At 42.9% G+C, this 15,977-nt stretch carries 16 protein-coding genes; 4 read left to right on the plus strand and 12 right to left on the minus strand.

Annotation, left to right across the window (positions count from 1 at the left end):
* Positions 1 to 43: 43 nt before the first annotated feature.
* The 9 genes from cps2T to JUE95_RS03930 all read right to left on the minus strand — a co-directional run bounded on the left by cps2T (position 44) and on the right by JUE95_RS03930 (position 9,562).
* Entirely contained in the window at positions 44 to 1,216 is a 1,173-nt protein-coding gene (gene cps2T, locus JUE95_RS03890) for a beta 1-4 rhamnosyltransferase Cps2T (RefSeq protein ID WP_373305662.1), read from the minus strand.
* Between the two features lie 757 nt (positions 1,217 to 1,973).
* Entirely contained in the window at positions 1,974 to 2,648 is a 675-nt protein-coding gene (locus tag JUE95_RS03895) for a sugar transferase (protein WP_203649483.1), read from the minus strand.
* A 78-nt stretch (positions 2,649 to 2,726) separates the two neighbouring features.
* On the minus strand, positions 2,727 to 3,500 hold the full coding sequence (locus tag JUE95_RS03900; RefSeq protein ID WP_203649332.1) for a tyrosine-protein phosphatase: 774 nt from the start codon (positions 3,498 to 3,500) through the stop codon (positions 2,727 to 2,729).
* Positions 3,501 to 3,517: 17 nt separating this feature from the next.
* Positions 3,518 to 4,231: a CpsD/CapB family tyrosine-protein kinase gene (locus tag JUE95_RS03905; RefSeq protein WP_203649334.1), complete on the minus strand. Its 714-nt coding sequence runs from the start codon at positions 4,229 to 4,231 to the stop codon at positions 3,518 to 3,520.
* Between the two features lie 12 nt (positions 4,232 to 4,243).
* Positions 4,244 to 5,104: a YveK family protein gene (locus tag JUE95_RS03910; RefSeq protein ID WP_203649336.1), complete on the minus strand. Its 861-nt coding sequence runs from the start codon at positions 5,102 to 5,104 to the stop codon at positions 4,244 to 4,246.
* 244 nt (positions 5,105 to 5,348) lie between these two features.
* Positions 5,349 to 6,338, minus strand: a complete 990-nt coding sequence (locus JUE95_RS03915; protein WP_203649338.1) for an LCP family glycopolymer transferase — start codon at positions 6,336 to 6,338, stop codon at positions 5,349 to 5,351.
* A 175-nt stretch (positions 6,339 to 6,513) separates the two neighbouring features.
* Positions 6,514 to 7,479, minus strand: coding sequence for an ROK family protein (locus tag JUE95_RS03920; protein ID WP_203649340.1), 966 nt, complete (start codon positions 7,477 to 7,479; stop codon positions 6,514 to 6,516).
* A gap of 119 nt (positions 7,480 to 7,598) precedes the next feature.
* On the minus strand, positions 7,599 to 8,507 hold the full coding sequence (gene galU / locus JUE95_RS03925) for a UTP--glucose-1-phosphate uridylyltransferase GalU (RefSeq protein ID WP_203649342.1): 909 nt from the start codon (positions 8,505 to 8,507) through the stop codon (positions 7,599 to 7,601).
* 146 nt (positions 8,508 to 8,653) lie between these two features.
* Entirely contained in the window at positions 8,654 to 9,562 is a 909-nt protein-coding gene (locus tag JUE95_RS03930; protein ID WP_203649343.1) for a hypothetical protein, read from the minus strand.
* Between the two features lie 165 nt (positions 9,563 to 9,727).
* Between JUE95_RS03930 and JUE95_RS03935 the strand changes: the two genes are divergently transcribed.
* Both JUE95_RS03935 and JUE95_RS03940 read left to right on the plus strand, forming a co-directional pair.
* Positions 9,728 to 10,141, plus strand: a complete 414-nt coding sequence (locus tag JUE95_RS03935) for a hypothetical protein (protein WP_203649345.1) — start codon at positions 9,728 to 9,730, stop codon at positions 10,139 to 10,141.
* A 79-nt stretch (positions 10,142 to 10,220) separates the two neighbouring features.
* Entirely contained in the window at positions 10,221 to 10,673 is a 453-nt protein-coding gene (locus tag JUE95_RS03940) for a hypothetical protein (protein WP_203649346.1), read from the plus strand.
* A 70-nt stretch (positions 10,674 to 10,743) separates the two neighbouring features.
* Here JUE95_RS03940 and JUE95_RS03945 read toward each other — a convergent pair whose 3' ends face one another.
* Complete coding sequence (locus tag JUE95_RS03945; protein WP_203649348.1) at positions 10,744 to 11,190, minus strand: CopY/TcrY family copper transport repressor; 447 nt, start codon at positions 11,188 to 11,190, stop codon at positions 10,744 to 10,746.
* A 228-nt stretch (positions 11,191 to 11,418) separates the two neighbouring features.
* Here JUE95_RS03945 and gap point away from each other — a divergent pair, with 228 nt between their 5' ends.
* Positions 11,419 to 12,450: a type I glyceraldehyde-3-phosphate dehydrogenase gene (gap, locus tag JUE95_RS03950; RefSeq protein WP_203649484.1), complete on the plus strand. Its 1,032-nt coding sequence runs from the start codon at positions 11,419 to 11,421 to the stop codon at positions 12,448 to 12,450.
* Positions 12,451 to 12,662: 212 nt separating this feature from the next.
* On the opposite strand, the gene JUE95_RS03955 is transcribed toward gap, so the two are convergent.
* Positions 12,663 to 13,472 carry a hypothetical protein gene (locus tag JUE95_RS03955; protein ID WP_203649350.1) on the minus strand — a complete coding sequence of 270 codons (810 nt, stop codon included), beginning with the start codon at positions 13,470 to 13,472 and terminating at the stop codon, positions 12,663 to 12,665.
* A gap of 251 nt (positions 13,473 to 13,723) precedes the next feature.
* Between JUE95_RS03955 and JUE95_RS03960 the strand changes: the two genes are divergently transcribed.
* Positions 13,724 to 15,223 (plus strand): MFS transporter, encoded by a 1,500-nt coding sequence (locus JUE95_RS03960; RefSeq protein ID WP_203649352.1) that lies wholly within the window; start codon positions 13,724 to 13,726, stop codon positions 15,221 to 15,223.
* Positions 15,224 to 15,352: 129 nt separating this feature from the next.
* On the opposite strand, the gene JUE95_RS03965 is transcribed toward JUE95_RS03960, so the two are convergent.
* The gene (locus JUE95_RS03965) at positions 15,353 to 15,793 is read right to left on the minus strand and encodes a MarR family winged helix-turn-helix transcriptional regulator (RefSeq protein ID WP_203649354.1); all 441 of its coding nucleotides are present in this window, start codon (positions 15,791 to 15,793) and stop codon (positions 15,353 to 15,355) included.
* Between the last annotated feature and the right edge of the window lie 184 nt (positions 15,794 to 15,977).

Consider the following 15,977-nt stretch of genomic DNA (forward strand, 5'->3'; position numbering starts at 1 on the left):
TTATCCTTTTTTATTATCTAATCAGAATGCCAACAAGACAATCTTAGTTTAAAAATAACTCCTCGTACTTTTGAACTATGATTGGCCAAGTATACTCTTTTTTAATTACTTCTAGAGCATTTTCCTTGGCTTTTTTTAAATCTTCTTCCGAATATGAGTCGGCAGCTTTTATTGCTTTTGCCAAGGAACCAGTGTCTTTATTCCAGTAAATTGCGGTATCTTTTGCGACATCCCGATTAAAACCAACATTTACTATTAAATTAATTTGTGTACTTGCAAGTGCCTCAAGTAAACTTGGATTAGTACCACCAACTTCATGACCATGCAAATATCCGTAAGCATTCTCACGGATGAACTTTAATAATTCCTGATTGTAAACTGTGCCAACAAATTTTATCCTATTATCAGTATCAAAGTGTGTGTTAGCCTTTATTTTCCTGTAAAAAACATTCTCCTGAACATTAGTTATTATCACTAAATCCTTTGTGGTACTCGAACTCATAAATTCTCTAATCATAGTTTCATAATTATTTTCTGGGACAAATCTTCCTACAATCAAGTAATAATTTTTTAGCTTAACCCTATTAGAACGAAACCACTTATTCACAATTTTATTCTCAGCTTTTAATTTACTCGAACTAATATCAGTCCCATAAGCAATAAAGGTAGTTTTCGGATGAAAATTTTGATATTCATGTTCTATATACTCTTCGATCTTACGATTATCACAAACGACGAGATCAGCATATTTGATCATAAGCCTTTCCGAACACTTCCAATATAGCCTTACAGGAACTGACCACTTCGTTCGTTTCCATTCATGTCCATCTGGATTAACGTAATATTTTCCACCGATTTGATGAATTTGTTTAAGAAACCGACTCATGAAGGGGCCTATCCTACAAGCCAACACATAAAAAATGGGATGATAATATTCCTTCTTTTTCGCATCTGCAATAGCCCACTTTAGTGCTTTAATATCATAAATTATCGCCTGAGCCGGTCCAATGTTAGGTACATTAATATTAAAAACTTCAGCACCATTATAAGAGAAAGATGGCTTTCCTCCAAACTCGGAATTGTCAGAACGAGCTGCAACATGATACTGAATATTCTTGTCCTGCTGCCCAGCTGTTAATTTGTCAACAAAGGTTTCATATCCTCCATATCTGGCTGGTATACCCTTTGAACCAATTATGTATACATGTTGTTTCATTTCCATTATTCCTCCATAAATCATGCAATATTGATACAATTATCATAGTCCTTGGTTCTTGAAACCCACACTAATAACTGCTTGCTACTTTTCGAAAAAATGTCACAAAGCACATCAAGATTAATTAACTGCATAATAGAATTCCATTCTACTTACTTAGTAACTATTCATAATTAAATTTAGAATAAATTCTAGCCTTCTCCGGAATCCAACTGCAAATAAAAAATAGAAACCCTAAAAATGAAAAAGTCAAGGCTGAGATGCATCGTCTACCACCAGGTACATCTTAAACCTCGACTTTAATTTCGTGTTTAGAATAAGCCAATCAAGTAGTCTATTTGATTAACGGCTGATATGATCATAATTTATGCCTTCTTTAAGCATTCTTAATAAATACTGACCATAATTATTCTTTTTAAAAAGTTGTTTAAGCTTTGGCGCATCTTTTTCTGTGAAGATGATTAGAACATCTATAATTCCTACAATCATCATTATTGATAATGGATAAGAAATTATGAACTTATCGTAAACAGAATCTATTTATTTGGAGCTTATCTCATTTTGGATACAACCAAACACCTGATCCTCTGACCAGATTATACCCTTGAATCGCTTTCCTTCATCATAAAATTGCACTTACGCATAAAAAGTTTTATAAAAACTATTTTCTAAGAACTTACTTTCGCACATGAATTTTTTAAGCGTTTATTGCACAAAGCAGTTTAAAATACTAACCTTTTCTGCAACATCTAAGTATTTAATAAGCATCGTTAGGCTTTATCATCACCCAAATAGTTTTGAAAAGTATACTAAAATCAAAAAGTAGTCCCGATTGTTGGATATAGGAAATATCCAAATTTACCATTTCATGGAATCCAACACTATTACGCTCTGTAACTTGCCATAGTCCTGTACAGCCCGGGGTTACCATTAATCGCTGCATATCATACTTAGTATACTCTTTGACCTCTCGTTCTAGAGGCGGGCGAGGACCGACTAAAGCCATGTTGCCCTGTAATACGTTTAAAAGTTGAGGTAGTTCGTCAATACTATATTTGCGGATCACCCTGCCAACATGTGTTACACGGGGGTCATCTCTCATCTTAAACATCGCCCCATCAACTTCATTCTGCTTTTCTAATTTATCAATGTTTTGATCTGCATTAATAACCATAGAACGAAATTTATACATATTGAAAATTTTTCCATTCCGACCAATTCGTTGTTGTACGTAAAATACTGGCCCATGATCCTCATGCTTAATCAATAAGCTAACAATTAAAAAAAGTGGACTCAAAACAATAAGAGCTATAGCGCTAAAAAATTTATCCAACATTTTTTTTACTGTACGGTAAATTATTCGAGAATCGATTTCTTCTTGGTTCAAAACTTGTTCGCCAGCCTCGTTGTGGGCTTCATTTATACTTTTCATATCGAGGTACCGTTGAACCCTTCCATGTTGGCTCCCTGCTTCCATACGTTACCATCCCTTCATAAATTACTAACAGTTTTAAAAAAGTCCCCAAAATTTTTTTCGCATTACTTTAACCTGACGGATTTCATGTGGTACAACAGCGTCTCCATTTATAATTGCTTTGGCATTATCTTCAAATTCTTCTACCAGTTCTCTGCCAAACTCCACTTGTAATTTATCAAAGGCCTCTTTCATCTCATACTTTCGGCCAGGTAGATTATGTGCATCAGATGCAAAAATATAGCACTGCCCAGCCTTAACGAGTTGCTGACTAAAATGCTCTACTTTTTCCCCAAAAGTTCCAACAAAGCTACTTGCTGTTATTTGTGACAAACATCCCTTTTGTAGCAAATCGTATATCAAATCTGGATGACTCATGATCTTTGTATTACGCTCTGGATGAACAATTACAGGGATAACGCCTCGCTGTTGCAGCTGGTAAATCATATCAGCCGTGTACGCAGGTACGTCGTCATCAGGAAACTCTAACATCAAATACTGATCACCTTCATCAGCAAATAAAATATCATGTTGATCCAAAGCCCTGAGCAATTCACCATTAATTCTAACTTCCTGACCTGGAAAAACAGTAAGATGAATACTATGCGCTCTCAATTGTTTTTGGAATTCAGCAGTTTCTCTAATCACATCTACCCTGTGATTTATATAAACACCATTCATATGATGTGGCGTTAACAAGGCATATTCCACACCGTTATTAACAGCTTCCGTCGCAAGCTTTAATGAATTATCAAGATTAGCTGAACCATCATCAACTCCTGGGAGTAAATGACAATGAAGGTCAATCATCAAATCATCCTTTCAACCTACTTCTCATACCCATACCCATATCCGTATCCATTTTTAGGCGCTACATCGTTCAATACATACCCTAAAAGGTTGGCATGTACCATATTTAACAATTCTTTTGAACGTTTAACAGCAACTCGCTGTGCCACACCTTGCCGTACTACAAGCACAACACCATCCACATTGGCAGCCAAGACCTGAGTATCTGTTACAGATAACAAAGGCGGAACATCCAAAACTATTAAATCGTATTCGTTCTCTACTGACAATAAAAAGTTCTTCATACGATTGGAATTTAATAATTCTGCTGGATTAGGTGGAATAGGTCCACTCGTTATAACTGTCAGATTTTCAATAGCACTTGCAGTCTGAATTGAATGGTAGTCCTCATTACTAGCTAATATAGTAGATAATCCCTGAGTATTAGTTAATCCAAACGTAGTATGCAACGTTGGTCGGCGTAAGTCAGCATCTACAAATAATACTTTCTTTCCTTGTTGTGCCCACGTTACCGCAGTATTTGCTGATACTGTAGATTTACCTTCACTAACATCTGAAGAAGTAAACAACAAAGTTTTTATTTCTTTATCAATACTAGAAAACTCAATATTCGTTCGAACTGTTCGAAATTGTTCAGAAACCACATTTTTAGGTTCTACAGCTGTAACCAGTTTAACTCCATTCTCAATTGTATCTGTAGAGGGTTTCTTCCTATGATTAAATAAAGACATCTCTGGCTCCTCCTATACACGAACGCGCTTAGTGCGGCTCTCCGAATGATTATTATTGGAACTAACTACTCGTTCTTTACTTTTAAGTTTAATTGTTGAGACATGGCCTAAATTAGTTAAACCTAATTCATCTTGAAGAAAGTCATCCTCTTTAACTGTGGTATCAGTTAACTCTTTAATAAAGGCATAACTAATACCAATTAATAGTCCCACAATTAACCCCATCATGACGATGGTTTTCGTGTTGGGCGATGTTTTACCATAATTTGGTGATGCTTTTGAAACAGTTGTCACATTATTAATGCGCATCATTGACTTAATCTTAGACTTAAAAACCTTTGCAACTTCATTGGCAACAGCCGCTGATTTATTAGGATCATTTGTTTCAACATTAATTGCAAAAACTTGAGAGTTTTGCTGACTTTTTATAGAAATAGCTTCCTGCAACTCCCCTACACCAACTTTATAAGCATTCCCTGTTGATTTATACACAGCCGGCTTTGCAGCTCGTACTAACGTCTTTCTACCAGTAACAGCATTAGTCCGATAAACAGCCTTACGAGCCTTACGAATTAGCTTTTCGGGATGTGCAAGATTTTTTTGAACCTGTTGAAGAATGACTTGATTGGTAACAATATCCTTATAAGTACTAACCATTTGAACATCCGCCTGTTGATTTTGAGCCGCAAGTGCAGGATTGTTATTGTCCTTTTGATTAACCAGCAATTGTGTTGTCGAAGTATATTTGGGTGTCATTGCAAATTCTGAAACGCCAAAAGCAATAAGTCCAAACCCAATTGTAGCGACAATAATAAATACTAAATGCTTGCGTAACATTCCAAGCATTTTTTGAAAATCTAAGTTGCTTTCCATACTTTCCCTCCGAAATGGGTCTTATTATGACAATATCAATAAATATTTTGTAACAAAAAAGCCAGAAACACAAGCTTTTCTTAATAAATTTAACCTAATTGATATACATATTCCATGAAACACTCAATCAAATACATTTCTACTTACAATCTCATCAAAAATCTATTATTTTAATAATACAGTAAATTAATCAATCTCCTGAACGACAATAAAAGCAACCATCAACTTGATGGTTGCCCATACTTCATTGATTCGTATCGCTCAAACCTAGGTTACTACGTAATTCATTAGATACACGTGCACGTTCTGTCGATGAAACAACCTCAAATGATTGGCCACCTAACATTTCCGTTTTACCTTGTGCATGATCGGAGGTCATACTCTTCCCAGCGGTTCGATAATTTAATGCTAAACCTAACATGTCGCTACGAGTTAAGTTAGTTTGCATCTCATCAGAAATGGCGATTAGGAAGTCATTATTCAAAACTGTCTTGTAAGAGATAGACTTCTTTAACAAAGCCGAAATAATTAAACGTTGACGTTCCTGACGGCCATAGTCACCGCGTGGATCATCGTAGCGCATTCGTGAGAATTTCAATGCCTTACTACCGTTCAAATGATACTTTTGACCCTTAGTAAAGGTTGCTCCTTCGTAGCTAAATGACAGTGGTGAAACAACCTCAACGCCACCAACTTTATCAATAGCTTTTTCCAACCCTCCCATATTTACCAAAAGATAGTAATCAATGGGAACTTTCAAATACTTCTGAACCGTCGTAATTGTTTCCTTAGTTCCACCATAAGTATAGGCAGCATTGATCTTAGCCGGTGAATATTTGGCATAACCAGGCAAATTAACCTTCATATCACGAGGCAGGCTTACAATAGTGGACTTATTAGTCTTGGGGTTAATTGTCATAACCATAATAGTATCAGTCCGACCTTTAAAGGAACGACCTAAGGCACCTGTATCAGTTCCAAGTAAAAGGATAGACACCGGCTTCTTCTTCGAAAGTACTTGAGAAGCATCACGCAGTCTTGGTGCACCTGATGGCTGATAAACAACCTTAGATGTCTCAGAAAGCTTGTGCCATGCATAAGCCACATAACCACCTGCAGCAACCACGATAATGGCAATTAACCAAAGAATAAATTTACGAATTCGATGGTGACGGTGGTGATGATGGTGCCGATGATTCGTTACTTGATGTAATTCTTTATTATCTTCACTCATGTTTCAAGCTCTCCCAATTCCATCCCTACTGATGGATTTCTTAAAATGAATATTATACCAAAACATGCCTTGTACATTTTTCCACTTTATTAGCCTTACGTCAAGGCTGTAAAAGACATTAGTTATAGTTCTGCATAACTACGGATACTCGATTTACTGAACTATAAATCTAACACTAGTTTGAATAGGTTACCTGCTGATTTGCATAAACACCTGCACCAATCATTCCAGCCCAAGGACCCAGTTGTGCGGGGACAATGTCACACACTTCTTGAGCAACTTTCAGCGCATGTCCGGCAATCACTTCTTTAGTTGGCTTTAGTAACCGATTACCAGCGGCAGCAACACCGCCGCCAATAATAATCCGTTCCGGATTGAACATATTAATGGCTGAGGACAAACCATAGCCTAAGATTTCACCCGTCTCCTGCATGACTTTCTTAGCTAACTGATCATCCTGATCATAAGCATCCGAAACCATTTGCGCAGTAATCTTTGTTTCATCGTTATGAGTCCACTCAGTAATGATACTGGTCTCCCCAGCGGCTAAATGCTCCTGAACAGTCTTAATCATCCCTCTAGCGGACACATAGCGTCCTAGACAGCCAGAACTACCACAGGCACACGGACGACCGTGACGGTACATATTTAAGTGTCCTAGCTCAGCAGCGCTATTCGACTTGCCATACATCATCTGACCATTAGTGATCAGTGCGGCACCAAGCCCAGTACCCAGCGTTACCATTAACACATCTTGCTTGCCTTTTCCGGCGCCCAGTTTCCACTCGCCATAAAGATTAACGCGAACGTCATTATCCATATAAGTTGGAATGTGGAATTCATCTTCAATTATTTTCACCACTGGCACATTGTCCCAGTTGGAAAAGTTCGGCGAAAAGATGGACAGTCCCGCTTTGATATCCATTTGACCGGGTACACCGATCCCTATGGCTTTGATTTGATCAGTTCCCGTTTGCGTCTTAATCAGTAACTGTTTCACCCCAGCAATGATATTCGCCATAACCCGGTCACTGTTAGTCTCTGATTCAGTTGGTACCTTCATTTTGAATTGAACGGTTAAATCATCATTTAGGAGACCAATCTTGATGTTAGTACCTCCTAGATCAATTCCGATATACATAATGCTTTCACCTGCTCGTAAGCGTTTTATAGATAATACCATAATTGTAACATCAGTGAAAAACAAATCAGAGCAGTTAAATAAAAAGATCAGCTCACTAGTGGACTGATCTTTACTAATTATTTTTTACTTTTGGGTTGATCTTCCTTACGGAGCCGATCAGCTGTATCAAGAATATACTGTTTTAATTCATCCTTAATTTCTGGATGTTTCAAACCATATTCAACGTTGGTCTTCACGTAGCCAAACTTATTACCAACATCGTAACGTTCGCCCTTAAATTCATGGGCAAAGACGCGCTGGGTTTGGTTCAAAGTATCAATGGCATCCGTCAATTGAACTTCGCCACCCTTACCAGGCTTTTGGTTAGCAAGAATATCAAAAATTTCAGGTGTCAGCAGGTAACGGCCGATAATGGCAAGATCACTTGGCGCATCATCGACAGCAGGCTTCTCAACAAAGCGGTTAACGTTGTACAGACCATCGTCAACTTCGTTTTGAGGATCGATAACACCATATGCGGATACTTCATCATGTGGCACCTTCTTGACGGCTAAGATTGATGAATGAGTCTTCTCGTATTCATTGATCAGCTGCTTGGTCAAAGGTACTTTATCGTGCATCAGATCATCACCCAGCATAACCACGAATGGTTCATCCGCGATAAATGACTTGGCGTAACGAATAGCGTCGCCTAAACCATTAGGATACGGCTGACGAATGTAGTAAAGATTCATTCCAGCCGCAGCGGTGGTTTCTTGGACGAGATCTAATAACTTAGTCTTGCCCTTTTCCTTCAAATTCTGTTCCAGTTCAGGAGCAGAATCGAAGTGGTCTTCAATGGACCGTTTTTGTTTGCCTTCAATAATCAGGATATCTTCGATGCCGCTTGCCTTAGCTTCTTCAACGATAAATTGAATCGTTGGCTTATCGACGATTGGCAGCATTTCCTTTGCGAGCGCTTTAGTTGCTGGCAGGAAGCGAGTTCCCAAACCAGCCGCCGGAATCACGGCTTTACGTACTTTCATGATTAGAAATCTCCTCTATTAACAGTATGATGCTTATTACAGCTAAATCTCATTCTACACTATGTAAGCTAAAATAGGGTTAATTTCACTAAATATTCACCAAAATGAATGCTTAAAACGGTGATTCTATGGGTTTCTTCTATTAATTAGTGCTTTTCTACATCTAATTGCGTAAAAATCTCTCGCACCCACTTAGTATCGCCGCCATTTTGATATTGGCGTTCCAGAGCAGCGTACCGCAACTTCGGGAATTCGTACCAGTCGTGGATCTCCAGTTCATGGAGCATGCGCGCCGTGCCCTTTTCCATGCCGTGAATAATCCGGTTCACGTGCTCGGGACGCATATAGCCCTTCCGCTTGGTGAAGTTAAAGAAGGCGGTCAACGTTGGCTTGATTAGATAATAGTCCTGTTTCTTAAATAGCAGACCGGGAAAAAGGTTCTGCAGCAAGCCAGCCACATCGTTCATACCGGTATTCTTGATGGTTTTCCGCTGGCGGTTATACAGCGCATCCGCGAAGATCATCACGTACAGTTGCAGCTCGCTGGCGTCGGCTTGTTCTAGCAGTGGCTGGCACTCCGGTGACCCCACGAATTCTTCGAACCAGCGGTCAACGTAATTGCGCACAGAGTTACTGGTAGCCTGCTGCCATTCCGGCAGCGACTCCTCGGCGCCATAGGGCAGCAAATACGCCGTCTTCACCGGCAGCATCAGCGCGGATAGCTGATCAAAGTCCATGTCCACGCGTTTAGTCTGGGCTTCGTACATCAGAAAAGTAGTGATGGACTCGTAAATTTTAGAGGTCTGCAGCACCGGCATTTCCTCATCATAGGCACTGCTCAAAAAACGGTACAGCCCACGATGAATACTACCGGCGTTCCACTCTTCAAAAGGCACTTTAACCTGCTGGGCCATTAACTGGAAGAACCCGTGGACGGCGATCCGTGACGTGTCCAGATCAAAGAAATCGGCCAGCTGCTGTTTGACCAAAAAGCCGACACAGCTGCCCCATTCCCGTTGAAAATCATCTTCGTAATCTACCGTCTGATTTGCCATGACTTCTCCATTCTAGAACATTTCGTTTGTCGAACATTATAACAAAATCACATCGTCAAGATTCAGGACTCACCTGCGTTAGATGCAATTGTCATCAAAGTTTAATCCTACGTCATGGCGCGGTGGTTGATTTATAATGGAACTGAGTCTAAAGGAGTGGTACAGATGCGTCGGAAATTATTCGGGGATTCTTTTTCAGAGACAATTCAATATGTTATTGCCAGTTTACTGGGACCGGTAAAAACCCGGTCAAAGAGTTTAAAGCACACCGTGACCATTGATCATCAGCAGTATCCGTCTAAGTACACCATTGACCAGATTCGCCAGCGCTACCATCTGCGTGCTGAAACCAAGCGGATCAATCACCAGCTGATCTACGTGAACCGGGTCTGGCTGTACACCACCACTGCCCGCAGCGGTGTCTGGGACTACAAGCACCCCACGAAGTCCAGCCAAGTCACTCACAACGGTCGGTTCGTGGTGTTCCGTACCTGGATGGGCGGCAGTTCCAGTGAACTGACCTATGTCAGTCTGGATACTGGGAGGATGTATACGGCGAAAGTGATCAATCTTAAATAAACCAGTCTCAATTTTTCAAACCTGCTATTTTTTCGCTCTGCTAATCAGTGTATGATTACTCATTGGGAGGGCGACGATTATGAAAAAATCTATTTTGGTCACATTGTCTTTAAGTTTGGGCTTATTTGGCGGGCTATCATCAATTGGTTATACTGCTAATGCCTCCAGTACCCACAAGGGCTTACCCCATGTTTTAAGAAACACTAAGTGGAAAGCCAAGTCTCATTACATCAAGGTTCGTGATGACTACGAAGCTTCCGAGATTCATTTTCATAAAACATCCGTATCTGAAGAATGGGCTGCTGGCGTAGATCCGTTTAGTGCCTCTAAGCTAAGATACCGGTATGCTGGACACCATACGTACAAAATCTATGGTCGGCAGTACGGCAACGAACCGGCTGGCGGTGCGCCTTGGAGCAGTGAAGTGAAGGTCTACAATAAACACAAGATTTATTACAAAGACTTTACTTATACAGCTTCCTTGCACGCCTATGCAAACAAATATATCAATTCATTCTACTATCGAAAATAGTAGTACTCAGTAAAATACCTGCCGTTAATTTAATAATGCGAAGACTAAAAAAAGCCCCTGTGGGCTTTTTTTAGTCTTCGCATTGTTCACCGTTTGGCAGACAGTCGCAGGCAACTTCTTCCGGCGCGGTTTTGGCTTTCTGTTCTAATGCTTGTTGCAGCGCTTGAATATCATCCTGCGTCAGGGTCACGTGTTCCACCAGGTTCAGCAGCGTGGCGCCCTTCTTCATGGCACACAGGTGATCGAAGAGCTGCTCGGCTGAGCCGTTCATGGCTTCGGACTCGCTGATGGTCGCCGTATAGAGGAACCGGCGATCCTGTTTATTAGTCTCCAGTAGACCCTTTTTCACCAGCCGGCGCAGCAGCGTCTTGATGGTGGAGTCCGACCACGACCGCTTGGCCTGCAGCAGGTCGATCAGTTCGCGGGAATACAGCTCCCCTTTCGTCCAGACGATGCGCATTAACTCCCATTCTGCTGGCGTGATCTCTTGTATTGAGTCTTGTACCGATTCGCTCATTTGAATCCCTCCGTTTACAGTTGTAACTACTGCAGATAGTGTATCATGTCCGCGGTTCAAGTCAATGAATGACCCTTTAATAACTAAGTTATTTTACCCCACACAATCCTATTATAGCCACAACGATTGCCCCGGTCTATACCTGAAGTCAAGTTAATTGTCATGGTCAATTATCTCCGTATAATAAACATCAAAGTTGCCACCAGGCGACTGACTAAGGAGGAATAGATCATGGTTAAAGTAGGTATTAATGGGTTCGGTCGGATCGGCCGTTTGGTATTACGCCGGGTACTGGAGTTAAACGACCCGGATATTGAAGTCACCGCAATCAACGATTTAACGACGCCTTCCATGCTGGCATACCTGTTTAAGTATGACACCACGCATGGCACGGTGCCCTATGACATATCAGCTACTGACGACTCTCTGATTATTGACGGTCACACCTACCGCGTGTATGCGGAACGTGACGCGAAGAATATCCCTTGGGTAGACAACAACGGCGTGGAAATGGTACTGGAATGTACCGGTTTCTACACTTCGAAAGAAAAATCGCAGGCCCACTTGGACGCTGGCGTGAAGAAAGTCTTGATCTCCGCGCCTGCTGGTCCGATTAAGACCATCGTCTACAACGTGAACGAACAGACTCTCACCGCTGACGATACCATCATCTCCGCTGGCTCCTGCACCACTAACGCCTTAGCCCCAATGGCTTACGCGCTGGAAAAGGAGTTCGGCCTGGAAGTGGGCACCATGACCGTGATCCACGCCTTCACCAGTTCGCAGATGATTTTAGATGGGCCTAAGGGCAGCAAGCTGCGCCCGAACCGGACCGCATCCGCCAACACGATTCCTCATTCCACCGGTGCCGCGAAGGCAATTGGCCTAGTGATTCCAGAAATTGACGGCCACCTGCAGGGCCACGCCCAACGGGTAGCGGTAATCGATGGCTCCGTATGCGAACTGGTTTCCGTATTGGCAACTGAAAACGTCACGGCAGATCAGGTAAATAACGCCATCAAACCGTACACCGATGACAACCCATCCTTTGGCTGGAACGAAGACAGCATCGTCTCCTCCGACATCATCGGCGATACCCACGGAGGCGTCTTCGACCCAACACTGACGGAAGTCACTTCTAACGGCAAGTACCAAGTGGTGAAGACCGCGACTTGGTTTGATAACGAATACGGCTTTGTTTCCAACATGGTGCGAACCGCTAAGGCTTTTACGGAAGCTGAGAATTTTGGGGATGCGTAGAACATAGTGGGTGGAACAACTCGGTAGATTCCAGAATTTAAGACGAAACAACCCCGTCACCGATGCTCTTTGTCGGAACGGGGTTGTTTTGGCTTAAATAGCCGGAATCTGAGTTGTGGAACCCGATTAGGCTAGATTAGAGTATCGCGCAATGGTTAGATCAATTAATAAATCGTAGTTAAGAAACTCAGTGGCATGTTTATCAATATAACCTATTTCACCCCATGCACATCCGGCGTATCAAAGTTCGCTTCCGCTTTGGCGTTCGTGGTCTTGGTAACCAGTGCGCCTTGGTTACTATAGAAACCAATGTATTTTGTGCCACTAACCTTCACTGGTTTGGCCATGAGGCTTTGTTTGTTAAGTTTGATGTTCTTGTGCCGTAAAACCTGTTTCACGGTACCGTTATTAGCTGTGCCGTACTGCCACTGCTGGAACGTGAGGTGGATGGTCTCGCTGGTAACCTGCTTGCCGCTCTTGTTCTTCCCCACCGTGGCCGTAACTGGATAGGCTTGCGTTGCGATGAAGCGCAGGTTCTCCGTGGATTTAGTGAACTGGTTGTACAATTTCTGATCGTGTTTCGCCTGCGAGTTGGCCTGCGCGATCCCCTTCTTATAGGTGTACTGATCCGAATTCTTCTGGTTGGATTTATCCGTCTTGTGCTGACCGCGGTAGTTGTTCCGCTTGCTGTTAATTTCATGATTAAAGACTTTTTCTTCGTTAATTTCAGCCAAGTTGATAGCCTGACCGATGCTCTTATGATTCAGCTGTTTCAGGGACATACCGGTGACCTGGTAGTCCGTGACCTTGCCCTTCTTCTGAACCAGAATATCGCGAACCTGACTATTTTTAGTGGGTGTCGGCGTGTTCAACTGGTACCAAGCTTGCTGTTTGCGGTTTTGCGCCGAGCTGACAAAGGCTACTTTGCTGGCTTTAGAAGCATCCGTTTGCTGCCTGCAGCCGGCGAGGCCCAGCAGTGACACCCCTGCTAAACTGACTAATGCTAATCGGAATAATTTCATGTTAATTTCCTCCAAAAAATCCGTTTACTACCCTTAGCTTACAGTTGAGCTTTCGCCAATGCAATCCCCGTGATTCAGGCTTCTGCAGTCTTATACTGGTAATTTCACCAATATAGCGGTTACATCCAAATTGCTTCTTTCCATCAGCAGTGGTTTCGTTGTAAGATAAAAAGGTTGTTATAATATGAGGGAAAACAACTTATAGATATCTGTACCGCTAAAAAAATTTGTGATTGAAAGAAGGCTCTTTCGTGTCAAAACGGAACATTTTAATCGTCACCTGCGCCCTGCTGCTGTCCAACGCCATGAGTGGTCTTGATAACACCATTATTAACACCGCGTTACCCGCCATTATTTCGGACCTTCATGGGATTGAGCTCATGGGCTGGATCGTCGCCGTCTTCCTGTTAGGAACGGCTGTCAGCACCCCGCTTTGGAGCAAGCTAGGCGAACACATTGGCAACAAACAGGCTTACCAACTGGCCGCCATGTTCTTCGTGGTCGGGTCATTACTAGAGGGGCTGTCACCCAACATCGTCTTTCTGATCGTCTCCAGAACGATTGCCGGTATCGGAAACGGCGGTGTGGTTTCACTACCGTATATCATTTACGCTCACCTATACGAGAACCCCCGCACGCGAATGAAGGTGCTGGGCCTGGTATCCGCTAGCTACAGTATCGCTACCATCATCGGCCCGCTAGTCGGCGGCTACATCGTCGACGCCTTCAGCTGGCACTGGGTCTTCTTCGTGAACGTCCCGGTTGGCTTAGCGTCAGCGATTCTGGTCCAGATCTACTACAAGTCTGACCCGAAGTACCGGGTGGACAGCGCAGTGGATTACGTGGGGGCCAGCCTCATGACGGTGGGTCTGATTGCGTTATTAGCCGGCATCGAAATGATTGGCAGCGTCAACTCAATTATTGTGATTGTGCTAGTGATCTTTGCGGCCATCTGTCTCGGCGTGCTCTACCACATTGAAGGTCACGTTGAAGATCCTATCATTCCCCGACGGTTATTTAAGAACCGGCCGTTAATGATTGATTTCGCGTTATTCATGATCATCTGGGCGGCTTTTCTGGGCTTTTTGATTTACAGTCCTATGTGGGCCCAAGCCCTGTTAGGCACCAGCGCTTTGATTGGTGGTGCTACTCAGATTCCCAGTTCCGTGACCGATATTATCGGTTCAACTCAGGTTTCCACCATGCGGCGCTTTCTCAGACCGCAAAAGGTGATTGCGCTGGGAATCTTGACCCTGGTCATTGCCTTCCTACTGATGGTGGTCATGGGCGTTAAAGCGCCGTACTGGCTGCTGCTCGTCGCCGGAGCCTTTGAAGGCTTCGGTAACGGTGCCTGCTTCAACGAACTGCAGGTCAAGGTGCAAGAAGACGCCGACGCCCAGGATGTCCCAGTAGCGACATCCTTTAGCTTCCTGGTGCGAATGCTCAGTCAAACCTTTATGGCTTCCATTTTCGGTTTGATCATGAACAACTCTCTGCGTCGTGGCGTGGCTGCTTCCGGCGGTCAGATTACCATGAAAATGATGAACAAATTAAGTGACGCTCAAAGCGTTGGCTCACTGCCCGCTCGCTTGATTCCGCAAATGCGGGTAATCCTGCACAACGGGCTGCATAACATTATGATCGTTTCGCTGGTGTTGATGCTGATTGCTGGCGGGATCAACATTTGGGCGCAGCAGTTGGAGAAAGTTAAGTATGCGAGGTTGGCGAAGGAGCAGTCTTCGGCATCATAGCTGAAACGTGTTTCAGAAGGCATGCCCCGGCCGTATAAGACAAACAAACAGGAACTCGGTCACAGAACAACCGAGTTCCTGTTTGTTTGTCTTATACTCTGGGGCATAGGCGCCTTCTTACACACTCTGCTACTTACTTCTCTCAATCAATTCCTTCATCACGGTCTGCAGCGTTTCAGCAAACGGTGCCTCCGCATCCAGATGACTGCGGTCGAAGCGCTCCTGCCACCATTGATTCCGGATATCGACAATTTTTGGGACGACTTTTTTGCCCTCCTCCGTTATTTTGATCACGTTGGTCGTTCGGTTATCTACCGACTGCGTCTGTGACACGTAACCCAATTCGGATAGCCGCTTGATCTCCCGGGTAATTTGCCCCTTGTTGATGACCAGTCGCTTAGCTAACTCGTTTTGGCTGTGCTCCCCTTGCTGTTCCAGCAAGAGTAATATGTAGGCGTTGGTGACGTTCAGATTCAGCGTCTTGTAGATCGGTTGCGTATCCCGTTGAAAGGCCCGGTGAATAATCGAGAAACTCTGAGCCAGATCTCCCGGAAAAGTTTGTAAAGTCAAAGTTGTCCCCTCCTGATATCTGCGTAATTAATTTAATTATACCGTTACACAGCGTCGTTTGAACATAAAGTTTAAAATACAGTAAGTTTTTTTGGTGATTACTCATAACTCAACGGCACACAGGGTTAATCACGTGCAAGGAACGTCCGTCAAAGTGCAAAATAGTTGACTAACGCAACCTAAA

It is taken from the genome of Secundilactobacillus yichangensis, assembly GCF_016861565.1.
Lineage (GTDB): Bacteria > Bacillota > Bacilli > Lactobacillales > Lactobacillaceae > Secundilactobacillus > Secundilactobacillus yichangensis.

What these genes read in the sequence shown, in the direction of transcription:
- JUE95_RS03910 (WP_203649336.1), bottom strand. Translation starts at nt 5,104, where the DNA reads ATGGAAAGCAACTTAGATTTTCAAAAAATGCTTGGAATGTTACGCAAG.
- JUE95_RS03920 (WP_203649340.1), bottom strand. Translation starts at nt 7,479, where the DNA reads ATGTATATCGGAATTGATCTAGGAGGTACTAACATCAAGATTGGTCTC.
- JUE95_RS03900 (WP_203649332.1), bottom strand. Translation starts at nt 3,500, where the DNA reads ATGATTGACCTTCATTGTCATTTACTCCCAGGAGTTGATGATGGTTCA.
- JUE95_RS03930 (WP_203649343.1), bottom strand. Translation starts at nt 9,562, where the DNA reads ATGGCAAATCAGACGGTAGATTACGAAGATGATTTTCAACGGGAATGG.
- galU (WP_203649342.1), bottom strand. Translation starts at nt 8,507, where the DNA reads ATGAAAGTACGTAAAGCCGTGATTCCGGCGGCTGGTTTGGGAACTCGC.
- cps2T (WP_373305662.1), bottom strand. Translation starts at nt 1,216, where the DNA reads ATGAAACAACATGTATACATAATTGGTTCAAAGGGTATACCAGCCAGA.
- JUE95_RS03935 (WP_203649345.1), top strand. Translation starts at nt 9,728, where the DNA reads ATGCGTCGGAAATTATTCGGGGATTCTTTTTCAGAGACAATTCAATAT.
- JUE95_RS03905 (WP_203649334.1), bottom strand. Translation starts at nt 4,231, where the DNA reads ATGTCTTTATTTAATCATAGGAAGAAACCCTCTACAGATACAATTGAG.
- JUE95_RS03955 (WP_203649350.1), bottom strand. Translation starts at nt 13,472, where the DNA reads ATGAAATTATTCCGATTAGCATTAGTCAGTTTAGCAGGGGTGTCACTG.
- JUE95_RS03945 (WP_203649348.1), bottom strand. Translation starts at nt 11,190, where the DNA reads ATGAGCGAATCGGTACAAGACTCAATACAAGAGATCACGCCAGCAGAA.
- JUE95_RS03940 (WP_203649346.1), top strand. Translation starts at nt 10,221, where the DNA reads ATGAAAAAATCTATTTTGGTCACATTGTCTTTAAGTTTGGGCTTATTT.
- JUE95_RS03895 (WP_203649483.1), bottom strand. Translation starts at nt 2,648, where the DNA reads ATGAAAAGTATAAATGAAGCCCACAACGAGGCTGGCGAACAAGTTTTG.
- JUE95_RS03915 (WP_203649338.1), bottom strand. Translation starts at nt 6,338, where the DNA reads ATGAGTGAAGATAATAAAGAATTACATCAAGTAACGAATCATCGGCAC.